The 15,858-nt window shown below is 73.1% G+C and carries 18 protein-coding genes; 6 read left to right on the forward strand and 12 right to left on the reverse strand.

The window, feature by feature from the left end; all coding sequences use genetic code 11:
* Nucleotides 1–117: 117 nt before the first annotated feature.
* From AB0J67_RS20460 to AB0J67_RS20490, 7 genes are all read right to left on the reverse strand, one after another.
* Complete coding sequence (locus AB0J67_RS20460; protein WP_363484883.1) at nucleotides 118–945, reverse strand: HAD-IIA family hydrolase; 828 nt, start codon at nucleotides 943–945, stop codon at nucleotides 118–120.
* Nucleotides 942–1,985, reverse strand: a complete 1,044-nt coding sequence (locus AB0J67_RS20465; RefSeq protein ID WP_363484886.1) for a ferrochelatase — start codon at nucleotides 1,983–1,985, stop codon at nucleotides 942–944. Before AB0J67_RS20465 ends, AB0J67_RS20460 begins: the two co-directional genes overlap by 4 nt.
* A 99-nt stretch (nucleotides 1,986–2,084) precedes the next feature.
* A complete protein-coding gene (gene fabI / locus AB0J67_RS20470) occupies nucleotides 2,085–2,852 on the reverse strand; it encodes an enoyl-ACP reductase FabI (RefSeq protein ID WP_363484889.1) in 768 nt (255 codons plus the stop codon).
* Nucleotides 2,853–2,957: 105 nt separating this feature from the next.
* Nucleotides 2,958–3,671: a 3-oxoacyl-ACP reductase FabG gene (fabG, locus tag AB0J67_RS20475; protein WP_363484892.1), complete on the reverse strand. Its 714-nt coding sequence runs from the start codon at nucleotides 3,669–3,671 to the stop codon at nucleotides 2,958–2,960.
* Nucleotides 3,672–4,321: 650 nt separating this feature from the next.
* Nucleotides 4,322–5,281, reverse strand: a complete 960-nt coding sequence (locus AB0J67_RS20480) for a VWA domain-containing protein (RefSeq protein WP_363484895.1) — start codon at nucleotides 5,279–5,281, stop codon at nucleotides 4,322–4,324.
* Nucleotides 5,278–6,231: a DUF58 domain-containing protein gene (locus tag AB0J67_RS20485; RefSeq protein ID WP_363484898.1), complete on the reverse strand. Its 954-nt coding sequence runs from the start codon at nucleotides 6,229–6,231 to the stop codon at nucleotides 5,278–5,280. Before AB0J67_RS20485 ends, AB0J67_RS20480 begins: the two co-directional genes overlap by 4 nt.
* Nucleotides 6,228–7,262, reverse strand: coding sequence for a MoxR family ATPase (locus AB0J67_RS20490; RefSeq protein WP_363484977.1), 1,035 nt, complete (start codon nucleotides 7,260–7,262; stop codon nucleotides 6,228–6,230). The genes AB0J67_RS20485 and AB0J67_RS20490 overlap by 4 nt, the downstream gene beginning before the upstream one ends.
* A gap of 287 nt (nucleotides 7,263–7,549) precedes the next feature.
* On the opposite strand from AB0J67_RS20490, the gene AB0J67_RS20495 reads away from it, so the two are divergent.
* Genes AB0J67_RS20495 through AB0J67_RS20510 form a run of 4 tightly spaced genes read left to right on the forward strand, consistent with a single transcriptional unit; the run spans nucleotide 7,550 to nucleotide 10,172 of the window.
* Nucleotides 7,550–7,771, forward strand: coding sequence for an acetone carboxylase (locus tag AB0J67_RS20495; RefSeq protein ID WP_363484901.1), 222 nt, complete (start codon nucleotides 7,550–7,552; stop codon nucleotides 7,769–7,771).
* A 6-nt stretch (nucleotides 7,772–7,777) separates the two neighbouring features.
* Nucleotides 7,778–8,320, forward strand: a complete 543-nt coding sequence (locus AB0J67_RS20500) for a PH domain-containing protein (RefSeq protein WP_363484904.1) — start codon at nucleotides 7,778–7,780, stop codon at nucleotides 8,318–8,320.
* On the forward strand, nucleotides 8,317–9,873 hold the full coding sequence (locus tag AB0J67_RS20505) for a PH domain-containing protein (protein WP_363484907.1): 1,557 nt from the start codon (nucleotides 8,317–8,319) through the stop codon (nucleotides 9,871–9,873). Before AB0J67_RS20500 ends, AB0J67_RS20505 begins: the two co-directional genes overlap by 4 nt.
* A 59-nt stretch (nucleotides 9,874–9,932) precedes the next feature.
* Nucleotides 9,933–10,172, forward strand: a complete 240-nt coding sequence (locus tag AB0J67_RS20510) for a hypothetical protein (protein ID WP_363484910.1) — start codon at nucleotides 9,933–9,935, stop codon at nucleotides 10,170–10,172.
* On the opposite strand, the gene AB0J67_RS20515 is transcribed toward AB0J67_RS20510, so the two are convergent.
* The gene (locus AB0J67_RS20515) at nucleotides 10,169–10,789 is read right to left on the reverse strand and encodes a hypothetical protein (protein ID WP_363484913.1); all 621 of its coding nucleotides are present in this window, start codon (nucleotides 10,787–10,789) and stop codon (nucleotides 10,169–10,171) included. The genes AB0J67_RS20510 and AB0J67_RS20515 overlap by 4 nt on opposite strands.
* 156 nt (nucleotides 10,790–10,945) lie before the next feature.
* Here AB0J67_RS20515 and AB0J67_RS20520 point away from each other — a divergent pair, with 156 nt between their 5' ends.
* Both AB0J67_RS20520 and AB0J67_RS20525 read left to right on the forward strand, forming a co-directional pair.
* Nucleotides 10,946–11,335 (forward strand): hotdog domain-containing protein, encoded by a 390-nt coding sequence (locus AB0J67_RS20520; protein ID WP_363484916.1) that lies wholly within the window; start codon nucleotides 10,946–10,948, stop codon nucleotides 11,333–11,335.
* Nucleotides 11,332–12,183, forward strand: a complete 852-nt coding sequence (locus AB0J67_RS20525) for an MBL fold metallo-hydrolase (RefSeq protein WP_363484919.1) — start codon at nucleotides 11,332–11,334, stop codon at nucleotides 12,181–12,183. The genes AB0J67_RS20520 and AB0J67_RS20525 overlap by 4 nt, the downstream gene beginning before the upstream one ends.
* Nucleotides 12,184–12,220: 37 nt before the next feature.
* On the opposite strand, the gene AB0J67_RS20530 is transcribed toward AB0J67_RS20525, so the two are convergent.
* From AB0J67_RS20530 to asnB, 4 genes are all read right to left on the reverse strand, one after another.
* A complete protein-coding gene (locus AB0J67_RS20530) occupies nucleotides 12,221–12,808 on the reverse strand; it encodes a hypothetical protein (RefSeq protein WP_363484922.1) in 588 nt (195 codons plus the stop codon).
* A complete protein-coding gene (locus AB0J67_RS20535) occupies nucleotides 12,795–13,238 on the reverse strand; it encodes a hypothetical protein (RefSeq protein ID WP_363484925.1) in 444 nt (147 codons plus the stop codon). Before AB0J67_RS20535 ends, AB0J67_RS20530 begins: the two co-directional genes overlap by 14 nt.
* A 9-nt stretch (nucleotides 13,239–13,247) precedes the next feature.
* The gene (locus AB0J67_RS20540; RefSeq protein WP_363484928.1) at nucleotides 13,248–13,733 is read right to left on the reverse strand and encodes a hypothetical protein; all 486 of its coding nucleotides are present in this window, start codon (nucleotides 13,731–13,733) and stop codon (nucleotides 13,248–13,250) included.
* A 76-nt stretch (nucleotides 13,734–13,809) separates the two neighbouring features.
* Nucleotides 13,810–15,825 (reverse strand): asparagine synthase (glutamine-hydrolyzing), encoded by a 2,016-nt coding sequence (asnB, locus tag AB0J67_RS20545; protein ID WP_363484980.1) that lies wholly within the window; start codon nucleotides 15,823–15,825, stop codon nucleotides 13,810–13,812.
* Nucleotides 15,826–15,858: the final 33 nt, after the last annotated feature.

Here is a 15,858-nt window from a genome sequence, read left to right on the forward strand (position 1 = left end):
CACGTCCTCGCCCAGCCAGGGCCCGAGGGTGCGCCGGTATGCGGCCAGCCACGGGCTGGTGTCGGTGCGCTGCCCGGTATCGAAGCTCTTGCGCCCGCGGCCGGCGCTCGGCGCGGATCAGGCGGCCGGGGTCTCCGGCGCGTCGGCCGGGACCGGGGTGAGCGGCTCCACCTCGTCGATCAGGTCGGCCACCGAGCTGATCACGCGGGACGGGCGGTACGGATACCGCTCGACGTCCACCTTCGTCGCGATGCCGGTGAGCACCAGGATCGTGTGCAGCCCGGCCTCCAGCCCGCACAGCACGTCGGTGTCCATCCGGTCGCCGATCATCGCCGCCGACTCCGAATGCGCGCCGATCTTGTTGAGCGCCGACCGCATCATCATCGGGTTCGGCTTGCCCACGAAGTACGGCTCGATGCCGGTGGCCTTCGTGATCAGCGCGGCGACCGAGCCCGCCGCGGGCAGCGCGCCCTCGTTGGACGGCCCGGTCGCGTCCGGGTTGGTGCAGATGAACCGCGCGCCCTTGTTGATCAGGCGGATCGCGGTCGTGATCGCCTCGAAGCTGTAGTTGCGGGTCTCCCCCAGCACCACGTAGTCCGGCTCGAAGTCGGTCATGATGTAACCCGCCGCGTGCAGGGCCGTGGTCAGGCCTGCCTCGCCGATGACGTACGCCGTCCCGTTCGGACGCTGGTCGGCCAGGAACTGCGCGGTGGCCAGCGCTGACGTCCAGATCGCCGACTCCGGCAGGTCGAAGCCCAGCCGGGTGAGCCGGGCGTGCAGGTCGCGCGGGGTGTAGATGGAGTTGTTCGTCAGCACCAGGAACGGCACACCCGAGGCCCGCAGCCGCCCGATGAACTCGGGCGCGCCCGGCACCGGCTCACCCTCGTGGACCAGTACGCCGTCCATGTCGGTCAGCCAGGCGGCGATCGGCTTGCGGTCGGTCATCGGTTTCCCTCTCTCATACCGCGCACCGGCGGTGGGCAGCAGTTGCTCGCGCAGACATCCCAGTGCCCGAGCCTACCGAGCGCGGCGCGCGGGTGCGTGCCCGGCTGCGCCATGCGCTCCAGCACCAGATCGCGCACCATCGCCACGAACCGCGGGTCGGCGCCGGGCGTGCCCGCCCGCGCGAAGCCGAGCCCGAGCCGGCGCGCGGTGGCCGCCGCCTCCTCGTCGAGGTCCCACAGCACCTCCAGGTGGTCGGAGACGAACCCGATCGGGCTCACCACCACCTGCGTGGTCCCCTCCTTGGCCAGCACCTCCAGGTGGTCGTTGACGTCGGGCTCCAGCCACGGCACGTGCGGCGCGCCCGAGCGGCTCTGCCATACCAGGTCCCAGACCAGGCCGGGGGCGCCCCGCTCGGCGACCAGCCGGGCGGTCTCACGCAGCTGCGCCTCGTAGCGCCCGCCGGACGGCCCGCTGGACTCGGCCATGGCGGTGGGGATGGAGTGCGCGGTGAAGACCAGGCGGGTGGTCGCGTGCTGCGACACGTCCAGCGTCGACAGCGCCGCGGCGACCGCGTCGGCGAACGGCTCGACGTACCCGGGATGGTCGTGGAAGTGGCGCAGCTTGTCCACGGCCGGCGCGCGCGGCCCCACCGCCGCCCGCGCGGCGGCGATGTCCTGCAGGTACTGCCGGCAGGAGGAGTAGGACCCGTAGCCGCTGGTGGCCAGCGCCACCGCGCGGCCGATCCCGTGGTCGCGCATCTGCGCCAGGGTGTCGGCGAGCATCGGCCGCCAGTTGCGGTTGCCCCAGTAGACCGGCAGGTCCAGCGCGTTGGCCGCGAAGTCGGCCCGGATCGCGGCGACCAGCTCCCGGCACTGCTCGTTGATCGGCGACACCCCGCCGAAACGCTGGTAGTGCTCGGCGACCTCGGCCAGCCGCTCGGGCGGCACCCCGCGGCCCCGCGTGACGTTGTGCAGGAACGGCAGCACCTCGTCCGGGTGCTCCGGCCCGCCGAACGACAACAGGAGGAAGGCGTCGTACATGGCTAAAAGGCTAGAACGCGACGCGGGCCCGCCGCCCCTCAGGGCGGGCGGACCCGCGACATTGTTCGATACGTCACGCCTGCGTGGCGCGGTGTCCGGTCAGCCGCTGACGGCGTGGTAGCCGCCGTCGACGTGCACGATCTCGCCGGTGGTGGCCGGGAACCAGTCCGACAGCAGGGCGCACACGGCCTTGGCGGTCGGCTCGGTGTCGCTGAGGTTCCAGCCCAGCGGCGCCCGCTCGGTCCACGAGTCCTCGAACTTCGCGAAGCCCGGGATCGACTTGGCGGCCATGGTGCGCAGCGGGCCGGCCGAGACCAGGTTGCTGCGGATGCCCTGCGGGCCGAGGTAGCTGGCCAGGTAGCGGGAGGCGGACTCCAGCCCGGCCTTGGCCACGCCCATCCAGTCGTACACCGGCCAGGCGACAGTGGCGTCGAAGGTCAGGCCGACGATCGAGCCGCCCTGCCGCATCAGCGGCAGCGCCGCCATGGCCAGCGCCTTGTACGAGTACGTCGACACGTGCACCGCCGTGGACACGTCCTCCCACGACGTCTGCAGGAAGTTGCCGCCCAGCGCGGTGGGCGGGGCGAAGCCGATGGAGTGCACGACGCCGTCCAGGCCGTCCACGTGCCCGCTGACGCTGTCGGCCAGCGACGCCAGGTGCTCGGGGTTGGTCACGTCCAGCTCGATGACGGGCGCGGTGACCGGCAGCCGCTTGGCGATCCGCTCGACCAGGGACAGCCGCCCGAAGCCGGTGAGCACCACGGTGGCGCCCTGCTCCTGAGCGATCTTCGCGATGTTGAACGCGATCGACTGCTCCGTGATCACGCCCGTGACCAGGATCCGCTTACCTTCCAGCAGCACCTTCACTCCTCAATCCTGTTGATCACGGCGCCAGGGTGGCGACACGCCGACCAACACGTCCATAAGTTCATGATCACCCCGTCGGGGCGGGGGTGGGTGGGTCGGGGCGGGTCAGTGGCCCATGCCGAGGCCGCCGTCGACGGGGATGACGGCGCCGGAGATGTAGCCGGCGGTGTCGCCCGCGAGCCAGGTGACCACGCCGGCGACCTCGTCGACCGCGGCGATGCGGCCGGCCGGGATGGCCTTGCGGATCTCGGCCTTGCGCTCCTCGGTGAGCTTGTCGGTCATGTCGGTCTCGATGAAACCGGGCGCCACCACGTTGGCGGTGATGTTGCGCGAGCCGAGCTCACGGGTGATGGAGCGGGCCATGCCGACCAGGCCGGCCTTGCTGGCCGCGTAGTTGACCTGCCCGGCGCCGCCGTAGAGGCCGACGACCGACGAGATGAAGATCATGCGACCGAAGCGGCCGCGCACCATCTTGGTGGCGGCGCGGCGGGCGCAGCGCCAGGAGCCGGTGAGGTTGGTGTCGAGCACCCGGCCGAACTGCTCCTCCGACATGCGCATCAGCAGCGTGTCGTCGGTGATGCCGGCGTTGGCGACCAGCACCTCCACCGGACCGAGCTCGTTCTCGATCGTGGTGAAGGCCGCGTCCACCGCGTCGGTGTCGGTGATGTCGCATGTCACACCCAGGATGTCGGGCGCCGCGGACTGGTCGAAGGTGCCCCGGTGGGTGATCGCGACGCGGTCGCCCTGCTTGGCGAACGCCTGCGCGATCGCCAGGCCGATGCCGCGGTTGCCGCCGGTGACCAGGACGGTTCGGGACACGGTTGCTCCTTCGGTGCGATCAGGGGTTCGGACTTACCCTAGGACGCTCGCGTGAACACGGCCGGTAGGGGGCCGTGACTAAATCCGACTATAATCTTTGGAGGGTTCCGCCAAACGGTTCCGGCCGGGTGGACATGGAAACCCTGCCGGGAAGGCTGATGCGGGACCGCATCGCCCATACGGTATGATCACGGCGTTTGCACACTGGACCGCGGCCCAAGGAGGTGATCGCTATGCGAGATAGCGATCCTCCGAGTCATGGCCGGGTCCTGCGAGCCGCCACGCGCTGAGTCGCGCGTCCCGCCTCGCATCCCCTGCGCTTCCTGCCCTGTACCCGGCGGCTGCCTGCCGCGCGGTGGGCAGGCCTGCGCCGTGACCTGGTCATGACTCTTTCCCGAGTGCCCCTGTAGTTGCCCTGGAACAACACAGTCACGGGAGTCCGTCATGAGCCGTTACCTCGCCCCGCTGGGTTTCACCCTCGCCGCCGCCTGGGTCGGAGCCGTCTTCCTGCTGGTCAGCACCCGCTGAGCGCGGCCGGCAGCGCGCGCCCGCGACGACGCCGGCGCGCCGTACCGCGAGACCACCGGACTTGCCTGGCAGATGTGCGTATCACGAGCACGGATACCCACATCTGCCAGGCAAATCTGTGATCACGGCAGGCGGGACGTCCAGAGCAGGCTGAGCGCGCCGGCGGTCAGGCCGAACAGCAGCGCCACCCCGGCGAACCACTGGCCGATCTCCCTGGGCACCGTCTTGTGCCCGATCGACGAGCCCATGTCCTGGTACACCTGGGTCAGCTCGGCCGCCGACGCCGCCTCGTAGAAAAACCCGCCGGTCGTCTCCGCCAGCTGCGCCAGCGCCTCCCGGTCCACCGGCACCCGCTGCATCTGGCCCGCGATGTCGACGACGCCGGTGTCCGTGCCGAAGGCGATCGTCGTCACCGGCACGTTCGCCTCGACCGCCGCCGCGGCCGCCTCCTCGATCGAGCGCCCGTACGTGCGGTAGCCGTCGGACAGCAGCACGATCCGGGCCGGCGGCGGACCCTCCGCACCGGCCCCGGGGACCGACTTGATCGCGTCGAGCGACGTCAGCACCGCCTCCCCGGTCGCCGTCGCCTCGGCCATCTGCAGCGCGTCGATCGCCTCGGTCACCGCCTCGCGGTCCTTGCCGGGCGACACCAGCACGTTCGCCGACTTGGCGAACGAGACCAGACCCAGGTTGTACGACCCCGGCAGCTCGGTCACGAACTCCTTGGCCGCCTGCTGCGCCGCCTCCATGCGGGTCGGCTCGACGTCGTTGGCCTGCATCGACAGCGAGACGTCGATGGCCAGCATGATGGTCGCCCGCTCCAGCGGCTCCTCCACCTCCACCGACGGCCTGGCCAGCGCCGCGACCAGGGCGAACAGCCCGGCGAGGAACGCCGCGGCCGCCACGTGGCGGCGCCAGCCCAGCCCACGCGGCACCAGCGAGCGCAGCAGCTCCAGGTTGCTGAACGGCAGCGCGGCGTCCCGGCGGAACCGGTGCAGCAGGTGCCGGAAGGCGTACGCGACGGCCAGCGTCAGCACCGGGAGCAGCGCCAGCAGCCACCACGGCTCCAGAAAGCGGATCATCGGCTCCCCCCGCGGGTCCGGCGGTGCCGCTGGGCGGCGACGAAGCGCACCAGGTCCAGCAGCCAGTCCGAGTCGGTGCGCAGCCGCACCTGCCGCGCTCCGGCGGTGCGCACCGCGTCGGCGACCAGCTCCCGCTGCCGCGCGGCGGCGTCGGCGTAGCGGCGGCGCAGGCCGCGGTCGCCGGTCTGCACCTCGTGCAGGATCCCGGTCTCCGGGTCGAGCAGCTCCAGCACTCCGGCGTCGGGCAGCTCCAGCTCGCACGGGTCGAGCACCTCGATCACCAGCACCTCGTGCCGGGTGGCCAGCTTGCGCAGGGGCCACGCCCAGCGCTCCGGCGGGTCGAGGAAGTCGGAGATCACCACGGCCAGGCCGCGCCGCCGCGGCGGGCTGTTCAACGCCGCGATCAGCGGCCCGAGGCTGTCGGCGGCCCGCTGCCGGCCCCGGGTGCGGCCGGCGCCGTCGTCGATCAGGCGACTCACCGTGCGCAGCAGGCCCTGCGCCTCGCGGCGGCCCGGCCGGGCGGGGCGGCGGACCGGCTCGCCGTCGCCGGGGCTGATCACGGCGCCGACGCGGTTGCCGCCGCGTACGGTCAGGTGGGTCATCGCGGCCGTGGCCGCGAGCACCAGGTCGCGCTTGAGCAGGCGGGCGGTGCCGAAGTCGAGGCTGGGCGACAGGTCGATGCCGAGCCAGGTCTCCAGCTCGCGGTCGGCCACGGTCAGCCGCACGTGCGGGACGGTGGTGCGGGCGGTGACCGGCCAGTCCATGCGCCGCACGTCGTCACCCGCCCGGTACTCGCGGGACTCGCCCGCCTCGCTGCCCGGACCGGGCAGCAGCCCGAGGTAGTCGCCCTGTAGCAGGCCGTCCAGGCGCCGGTTGACCAGCAGCTGCAGCCGCCGCAGCGCCGCCTCCCCGCCCGCGCCGACCGGCTGCGTCCCGGTCGGCGCGGTCATGTCGCCTGCTGGCGGGGGGCGACCGTCGGCAGCGGCACCGCCGACAGCACCCGGCCGACCACGAAGTCGGCGGGCACCTCGTCGGCGAGCGCGTCGTAGCTGAGCACCAGGCGGTGGCGCAGGATGTCGGGCGCGATGTCGAGCACGTCCTGCGGCAGCGCGTAGTCGCGCCCGCGCAGCAGGGCCAGCGCCCGGGTGGCCCGCACCAGGCCGAGGGAGGCGCGCGGGCTGGCGCCGTACTGGATGAGCCGGGCGACGTCGGGCAGGCCGTGGTCGGCCGGGCCGCGGGTGGCCAGCACCACCCGCACCGAGTAGTCGACCAGGGCATTGTGGACGAATACCTGGTCGGCCCGTTCCTGCAGGCCGACCAGCACCTCGGTGCTGAGCACCGGCTCGGCGCGCGGCGGCGCGACGCCCATCCGGTAGACGATCTCCCGCTCCTCGCTGTCGGTCGGGTAGCCGACCAGCACCTTCAGCAGGAAGCGGTCGCGCTGCGCCTCGGGCAGCGGGTAGACGCCCTCCTGCTCGATGGGGTTCTGCGTGGCCATCACCAGGAACGGGTCCGGGACGTAATGGGTGGCGCCGCCCAGCGACACGTGCCGCTCGGCCATGACCTCCAGCAGCGCCGACTGCACCTTGGCCGGAGCGCGGTTGATCTCGTCGGCCAGCAGGAAGTTGACGAACACCGGGCCGAGCTCGACGTCGAAGGTCTCGCTGCCGGCCCGGTAGATGCGGGTGCCGACGATGTCGGCGGGGACCAGGTCGGGGGTGAACTGCACCCGGGCGAACGAGCCGCCGGCGACCGTGGCCAGCGTCTCCACCGCGAGCGTCTTGGCCACCCCGGGCACGCCCTCCAGCAGGCAGTGCCCGCGCGCCAGCAGCGCCACGAACATCCGCTCCACCAGCCGGTCCTGCCCGACGATCACCTTCTTGACCTCGAACAGCGCGCGTTCCAGCAGCGTGGCGTCCTGCGCGGGGCCGGCCGCGAAGCCGTCGGCCGGGGGCGTACCGGCAGGGTTGTCACAGGTGATCGGCTGCACCGCGGCTCCTCGCGTACGAAGGTCCTGACCTGCCCCAGCCTCGCACGATCAGCCGACTCATGCGGCATACTGCCGTATTTCGCACCAACCATTCGATGTCGGGCACTGGTAAGACGGCTTGCGGATTTCATCCGATCGGATGCCCGGCCACTCTTCCCCCCGCGCCCGGCGCGTGGTTAGTATTCGTGCGTTGCCGGGCGGCTTCCCCCGTGGCCGCCCGGCACGCCAAACCTCTACAGCGCACCAGATCCCCGCCGAGCAGCAGCTCGGCTTTTTTCATGCCCGGTAGGCTGCAGCGCGTGACCGAGGCCGACGCTCCCCTGATCTGCTCACGCAAGGGCTGCCGCGCGACGGCGACCTGGGAGCTGCGCTGGAACAACCCGAAGCTGCACGACCCCGACCGGCGCAAGACCTGGCTGGCCTGCGACGAGCACCGGCAGGTGCTGGCCGACTTCCTGTCCGCCCGCGGGTTCCTGCGCGAGACGCTGCCCATGACCTGATCGTCTATGGTCGAAACCGTGACCGAGCCGCACCCCGCAACACCGTACGCAGCGCCGGCCCCCGGCGCCCTCGACCCGTGGCCGGGGCAGGTCACCTGGCGCCCCGTCTCGCCCCGCCTGGTCTGGCTGGAGCTGGTCCGGGTCGCGATCAGCACCGCGATCCTGCTGGCCGCGTGCGCGGTGATCTGGTCGTTCACCGGCTCCGGGTGGGCCGTGGTGGCCGCGGTCGCGGTGCTGGTGCTCGACGTGTCCCGCGCCGTGGTGGCCGTGCGCGCCGCCCGCTCCTACGGGTACGCCGAGCGCGAGCGCGACCTGCTGGTGCGCCACGGCCGCATGGTGCGCCACCTGTCGATCGTGCCGTACGCCCGCATGCAGTTCGTCGACGTCGTCGCGGGCCCGCTCGAACGCGCCTTCGGCCTGGCCACGGTGCAGCTGCACACGGCCGCCGCCGCGTCCGACGCGACCGTGCCCGGCCTGGAGCCGGCCGAGGCCGCCCGGCTGCGCGACCGGCTCGCGGCCCTCGGCGAGGACGCCGGTGAGGGCCTGTGACCTCGCCCGCCCACCCGCCCGAGCCGACCGCCGACCCCACCGGCCCGGCCCCGACGCCGCGCGCCGCCGACCCGTCGCCCACCCCGGCCACGGCCGACCCGTCGCCGACCCCGACGACGCGCGCCGCTGATCCGTCGCCCACCCCGGCCACGCCCGATCCGTCGCCGACCCCGGTCGCGGTGGATCGGGCGGTCGCGCCGGGCAACGGCGGCGCGCAGGTCATCGCCCGGCAGCGGCTGCATCCGCTGAGCCCGGTGCTCAAGAGCGTGCGCACGCTGATCATCATCATCGTCGCGGTGTCCTGGCGCGGCCTGCAGAACCTCGGCCCGCGCAACTATGCCCTGGCCGTGCTCGGCCTGCTGGTGCTGGTGCTGCTCTACTCCGCCATCGCCTGGCGCTTCACCGGGTACGAGGTCGTCGGGCGGGAGCTGCGCATCCACGAGGGTGTGCTGTTCCGGCGCACCCGCGCGGTGCCGCTGGAGCGACTGCAGTCGATCGAGGTGGTGCAGCCGGTGCTGGCCCGGCTGGCGGGCCTGGCCGAGCTGCGGCTCGACGTGGCGGGCGCGGCCAAGTCGGAGGCGCCGCTGGCGTTCCTGCCGCTGGCCGAGGCGACCGCGCTGCGCACCCGGCTGCTGTCGCTGACGGCGCGCACCCCGGTGCGCGCGGGGACGGGCGCGCCCGCGGCGCCGGGCGACGAGCCCGCCGCCGACCGGCCGGAGGAGCCCGACCTGCACCGGGTCGACGACAACGACGTGGTGGTCAGCCAGTTCCTCACCCCGCCGGTGATGTTCACCCCGCTGGCCGTCCTCTACATCGTCGGGCAGCTGGTGTGGAACAGCGAGTTCGGCATCTTCGCGATCGCCAGCATGTTCACCGCCGTCGCGGGCACCATCGGCGCCCCGGTGATGCGCGTGCTCAACTTCTGGCACTTCCGGGTCGGCCGCACCGACGACGGCCGGCTGCGCATCCGGCACGGCCTGCTGGAGACGCGCAGCCAGCTGGTGGCCCCGCCGCGCATCCAGTCACTGACCGTCACCTGGCCGCTGCTGTGGCGCGGCAAGGGCTGGCTGCGGGTCACCCTGGCGGTGGCCGGGCAGAGCAGCGCGGGCGGCGGCGACGGCCAGCAGAGCCGCGCCGAGACCGACCGGCTGCTGCCGGTCGCGACGCTGGACACCGCCCGCGCGATGATCCCGCTGGCCGTGCCCGGCATCGACATCGGCGCGCTGCCGCTGTCGCCGGTGCCGCCCCGCGCCGCCTGGCTCGCGCCGCTGCGCCACCGGGTGCTGGCCGCGGGCTTCACCGACACCGTCTTCGCCACCGTGGACGGCCTGGCCACCCGCCAGCTGACCGTGGTGCCGTACGCCCGGATCCAGAGCGTGCGCGTGGTGCAGGGCCCCTGGCAGCGCCGCCTCGACCTGGCCACGGTGTACGTCGACGTCGCCGGCGCCACCCCCGCCGCCGCGCCGCACCGCCCGCTGGCCGAGGCCTTCGCCTGGGCCGACGAACTCACCGTCCGCGCCCGCGCCGCCCGCGCCGCCGCCCGTCCCGCATAGACGTTGGCCTATCACATCGACTCAGACGAGATCGAACTCGATGTGATAGGCCAGCGTCGATGAGCTGGCCGGCCGAGCGGCGCGACGACACCGCCCGCCCGACCCCCCGGAGAGTGAGCCCCGCGATGCCGCAGGACGAGCGCGAACCGGCCCAGCCCTGGGTGGTGTGGCGCCAGGACGACAACGGCAACCGCTTCGAGGTGCGCCGCTGCGCGACGCGCGAGCAGGCCGAGACGCTGGCCGCCGAGTTCGAGGCGCGCGGCCACAAGCAGCTCTACTGGGTCGCCGAGCGGACCTAGCGCAGGTCGATCGGCGCCAGCCCGACCCGCGCCACCCTGATCCGGCCGGACCCGTCCCGGACCGGCACCGGCACGCCCCGCGCCGCCGCCGGGCGGACCTCGAACAGCACGTTGCGCTCGTGCACGTCCCGGTAGCGCCGCTGGTAGGCGGCGTACCGGCCGCCCAGCACGAGACGCAGGTACGCGGTGAGCGGGCCGTCGAGCGGGGACGGACGGTCGGGCCGCCAGCGAAAGCGCGCCCACTCGTGGCCGTACACCCACTGCCTGGCCTTGACCAGGCCGGTGAAGCGCAGTCCGATGGTCGCGCCGGGTGACTTCGGCACCCCGGCCAGCCCCGGCACCCGGTGGTCGCCGAAGTAGGCCCCGCCGACGAAGCGCCCGTTGAGGTACGTGCGCTCGTCGATGACCTCCAGCACGAACATCAGCCCGTCGCCGTCGCGCACCCCGAAGCAGGCCTTCTCCTCGCCCGCGCCCAGGTAGACGCAGCGCCAGGCCGGATCGGGGAAGCGCAGCAGCCGCCCGTCCCAGGTCGCCGCGCGGATCCCCTCGGCGTGCGCGGCGGTCAGCGACGCCGCCGCCGCCACCGCGAGCCGCTCACCGTCGAAGTCGACCAGCATCGCCGCATCCTATGTGCACCACCGCCCCGGCGCCGCGCCGCAAGACTTGCGGTATCGGACCACGTTGGAGGGCGCTGTTCCGTAAGAGTTGCGGCCGGCGCGGGGCCGCCCCGCGGATGCGTGCGGGTGGGGGTGGGAGGGCCTAGGGTGTGGGGCATGGTGCAGCAGCTCACGGCGGGCCTGACGGCGAAGGTGCAGTTGACGGTGAGTGACGCGGACACCGCGCAGGCCCTGGGCTCGGGCGACGTCCCGGTGCTCGGCACGCCGCGGGTGGTCGCGCTGGCGGAGGCGGCCACCGTGGCGGCCACCGCGCGGGTGCTGGAGTCCGGTCAGACCACGGTGGGCGTACGCGTCGAGCTGGATCACCGGTCGGCGACGCCGGTAGGCCGTAGCGTGGTGGCGGAGGCGCTGCTGACGAAGGTCGACGGCCGCCGGCTCACCTTCGAGGTGACCGTGCGCGACGGCGACACCGTCGCGGCGGAGGGTCGGGTCGAGCGGGTGCTGGTGGACCGGCACCGCTTCGTGGAGAAGGCGACAGGGTCATGACCGGGTTCACCGAGATCGCCGACGGGGTGTTCGTGCTGGTCTACCCGTTCCTGCGGGTGAACTGCACGCTGATCCGCGGAGAGACGGGCGCGCTGCTCGTCGACACGCTGTCCACCGGCTCGCAGGCCCGCGAGCTGCACGAGGCGGTCCTGGCGGTGACCACCAAGCCGCTGGGCATCGTGAACACGCACTTCCACTTCGACCACTGCTTCGGCAACGCGACGCTGGCCGGGCCGGCCACCCCCATCTGGGGCCACCCGGAGTGCGCCCGCGAGCTGCGCGAGAACGGCAGGGCCTGGCAGCGCGCCTGGGAGCAGGAGCTGCTGGCCGAGGACGAGCCCACCGCCCGCGAGCTGGGCCTGACCGCCATCAAGCCGCCGAACACCGAGGTCGGCCGGGAGGATCTGATCGACATCGGCGGCCGCCTGGTGAAGGTCTCCTGGCACGGCCGCGGGCACACCGCGGGCGACCTGGTGGTACGCGTGGACGACGTGCTCGTCGCCGGGGACCTGGTCGAGGAGGGCGCCCCGCCCGGGTTCGCCGACGCGTTCCCGCTGGACTGGCCGGAGACCGTGCGCGCGCTCGCGCAGTCGGCCGGGCCGGACACGGTGGTGGTGCCGGGGCACGGCGAGCTCGTCGACGCCGAGTTCCTGACCATCGCGCACGACGAGCTGGCCGCGCTGGACTGGCTGATCCGGGAGGCGCACCGCGACGGCGGGGACGTGGCCAAGGTCGCCGCGGCCAGCTCGCTGTGCCGCTGGGGCGAGGCCGGGCAGCGCGAGGCCGAGCATGCGGTCCGGCGCGGCTACGCCCAGCTGGACGCCGCCACGCCGAACACGCTCAGCTGAGCACCGCGCCCCGGCGCGGGTCCCGGCACGCCGCCGGTCAGCCGATCGCGTAGCCGCGCTTGAGCAGCTGGTACGCGTCGCCCTTGAGGCCCTTGTCGTCGGGCACGGCGAAGTCGACCGCGTCGGCGATCCGGTTGATGGTGCAGAAGATGCCGCAGATGTGGATCACATCGCGCACGCCCTGCTCGGTGACGCCCTGGGCGTAGGCCGCCTCGACGAGCTCGGGGCCGACCTCGCCGGGGTGCAGCGTGAGCACCTCCAGCAGCTCGAACGCGGCCCGCAGCGGCGCGCGCAGCCGGGCGGTGCGCCAGTCGGCCAGCACGGCGGCGGTCAGGTCCGGGCCCAGCGTGGCGTCGACGATCGCGGCGTGGCTGCCCTCGCAGAAGCGGCACTGGTTGAGGTGCGAGACGAAGGTCGCCATCAGCTCCCGCTCGCCGACGCTCCACTCGGACGGGCCGCGCAGCACCTGGTGCACCCACGCGGTGAACGGCTCGCCGAAGAACTCCCGGCGGTAGTGCAGGATCTTGAGGATGTCGGCCGGCGGGCGGCCGCTGGCGATGCGGATGATCTTCAGCTTGACCCGGTCGCTGAAGCGCCAGGACCGGCTCAGGCTAGGCAGCCGCATGCCGCACCTCCGGTGCGCCGACCGGCGTCGCCTGCACCGAGGCGGGCATGGACTGGGTCGGGACGGCGCCCGCCGGGGCGGCGCCCGCGGCGAGCCGGGTCTCGGCGCGGGCCAGGGCGGCCAGGCCCGCGTCGACCCGGCGCCCGCCGGCGCCGAGCGCCACCGCCACGGTCAGCTCGTACACCTGGTCCTCCGACCAGCCGACCGCGAGCAGCTCGCGCACCTGCTCGTCGGTGCTGCGCCAGGCGTTCTCGCGCAGCGTCTCGACGTACCCGCGCAGTTCGTGGTTGAGCTCGTCGACCTTGGCCGCGGCGACGGCGTGCCGTACGCGCGACGGCGTCGATCCGGGACCGTCCAGCACGGCGTGGCGCAATGCGGCGAACAGGTCCTCGGCGGTGTTGTCTTCGTCGTGGTGAGGATGCAGGGGCACGAAGGCACCTTAGGCCGCGAAAGCCGTATTCGCTAGATCCATCCAGCCCGCTGCGTCCCACGGCACACCATTGGCACCCAGCGCTGCCTGCAGGTTCGGTAACGAGGGGGTGAACGGCAGTCCGATCACGACGTCGGCCGGCCCGTCGGCGCGCGGGCGCGCGTCGGCGTCGTCGCAGATCAGGACGGACACCTGCGGCCCGCAGGCGAGCAGCACCGCCCCGTCGCCCAGCGAGCGCAGCCGGCGGGCCGGGCGCAGCGGCGGCACCGGCCCGTAGAGCGCGGCCGCGTCGGCGGGCGACAGCACGGTCAGGTCGGCCCGGCGGGCGAACTCCTCGACCACCTCACGCAGCCACGGCAGGGCGGCCTCCGGCGCGTCGGCGGCGTCGGCGTGGAACAGGCGCGGGGGCCCCGGCGCGCGCCAGAGCCCCCGGGCGGCGACGAGCGCGTCCGGTCTGACCAGGGACGACACTCCACACAGGACCGCCCGCTCCATTGCGCCTCCCCGAACCGCGCCGCCGGTGCCCCGTCCGGCGGTGGATGTCAGAGCCAGCATGTCACGGTGGTAACCCTCAGGAAACCATGGAGCCGACGACGGGTTTCGTCAGGAGCGCGGAGGCGTTGCGGCCGATACCGGGGTCGAGCGTGCGGGCCACGAAGATGGAGTGCCAGACGCAGAACACCAGCACCGTCCAGATCTTGCGGGAGTGGTCGGCGGTCCCCGCGCGGTGCTCCTTGAGCAGCCCGTCCACGTACGTCAGGTCGAGCAGGTCGTCGGCGCCGGAGGTGTGCAGGATCTCGCGGGCCCAGTCGAACATCTCGCCGGCCAGCCACACCCGGGTCGGGGTGGGAAAGCCCAGCTTCGGCCGGTTCACGATGGCCGGCGGCACCACCTGCTCCAGCGCCTTGCGCAGCGCGTACTTGGTGGCGGTCGAGCGCGGCGGCACCTTGAACTCCTGCGGCAGGCGCGCGGCCACCGCGAACACCTCGCGGTCCAGGAACGGCACCCGCAGCTCCAGCGAGTGCGCCATCGACATGCGGTCGGCCTTGACCAGGATGTCGCCGCGCAGCCAGGTGTGGATGTCGACGTACTGCATGGTGGCGACGTCGTCCAGGCCGTCGGCGGCGGCCTCGGCGAAGTACGGCGCGGTGACGTCGGTGAACCGGGCCGCCGCGTCGGCGGCGTCCTTGCGGCGCAGCAGCCTGCGCAGCTCGGCGTCGTCGGTGAAGATCCGCGAGTTGCCGCAGAAGCGCTCGGTCAGCGGCGTGGTGCCCCGCTCCAGGTAGCTCTTGCCGCGCACGCCGTGCGGGATCGCCTTGGAGATCGCCCGCAGGCCGCGCTGGAACGGGTCGGGCAGCCGGGTCACCGGCGCCAGCGACAGCGGCTCGCGGTAGATGCCGTACCCGCCGAAGAACTCGTCCGCGCCCTCGCCGGACAGCACCACCGTGACATGCTGGGCCGCGGTCTGCGCGACGTGGTAGAGCGGCACCAGGGACGGGTCGGCGACCGGGTCGTCCAGGTGCCAGACGATGCGGGGCAGGGCGTTCATCATGTCCTGCGCGTCGATCTTGGTGGGGATGGTGGTCACCCCGAGGTGGCGGGCCGAGTCCTGGGCCACGTCGATCTCGGAGTACCCGTCCACGTCGAAGCCGACCGTGAAGGTCAGGATGTCCGGGTTCCACTCCCGGGCCAGCGCCACCACCGCGGTGGAGTCGATGCCGCTGGACAGGAACGCGCCGACCGGCACGTCCGAGCGCATGTGCAGGCGCACGCTCTCGCGCAGGGTCTCGCGGATCTCGTCGAACAGCCGCTGCGGGTGCTCGACCGAGGTGGGGCGCAGCACCGGCCGGAACCAGCGGCGGCGGGTCAGCTCCCCGCCGCTGCGCGGGCTGTCGGGGGGCCCGGGGCGCCAGGTCAGGCACTCCCCCGAGCCGATGCGCTCGATGCCCCGGTGCAGCGTGTGCGGCTCCGGCACGTACTGGAAGGTGAGCAGGTGGGACAGCTCCACCGGGCCGATCCCGGCGTTGCCCGCGGTGGCGCTGGCCGCGAACGGCAGCAGCGCCTTCTTCTCGCTGGCCAGGAACAGCCCGTCCACGGTGTGCAGGTAGTGCAGCGGCTTGATGCCGAAGTGGTCGCGCGCGCCGAACGCGGCGCGCTCCTGCCGGTCCCAGATCACGAAGGCGAACATGCCCCGCAGCCGGTCCAGCACCGCCTCGCCCCAGTAGTGGTATCCGGCGACGATGACCTCGCCGTCGCCCTGGGTGGCGAACTCCGCGCCGAAGGAGTCGATCAGCTCCTGGCGCAGCTCGACGTAGTTGTAGATCTCCCCGTTGAAGGTGAGCAGGTAGCGGGGCTCGGCCGGCGCGGCGCCGTCCGCGGCGGGCGGGCCCCAGGGCAGCGGCTCCTTGGAGAACTCCACGTCGATGATGGCCAGCCGCTTGTGCGCGAAGATCGCGTCGGTGCCGACGACGTCCAGCCCGGTGTCGTCGGGGCCGCGGTGGTGCAGCCGTTCGAGGGCTTCGCGCAGCGGCTCCGCGAAGGCATCAACCGTGCCCTGACTACTGAAAAAGGCCAAAAGTCCGCACACGTGGGCAATCATGCCAGCCACCTGCGGGCGATA

Origin of the sequence: Catellatospora sp. NPDC049609 (assembly GCF_040675365.1) — a bacterium.
Lineage (GTDB): Bacteria > Actinomycetota > Actinomycetes > Mycobacteriales > Micromonosporaceae > Catellatospora.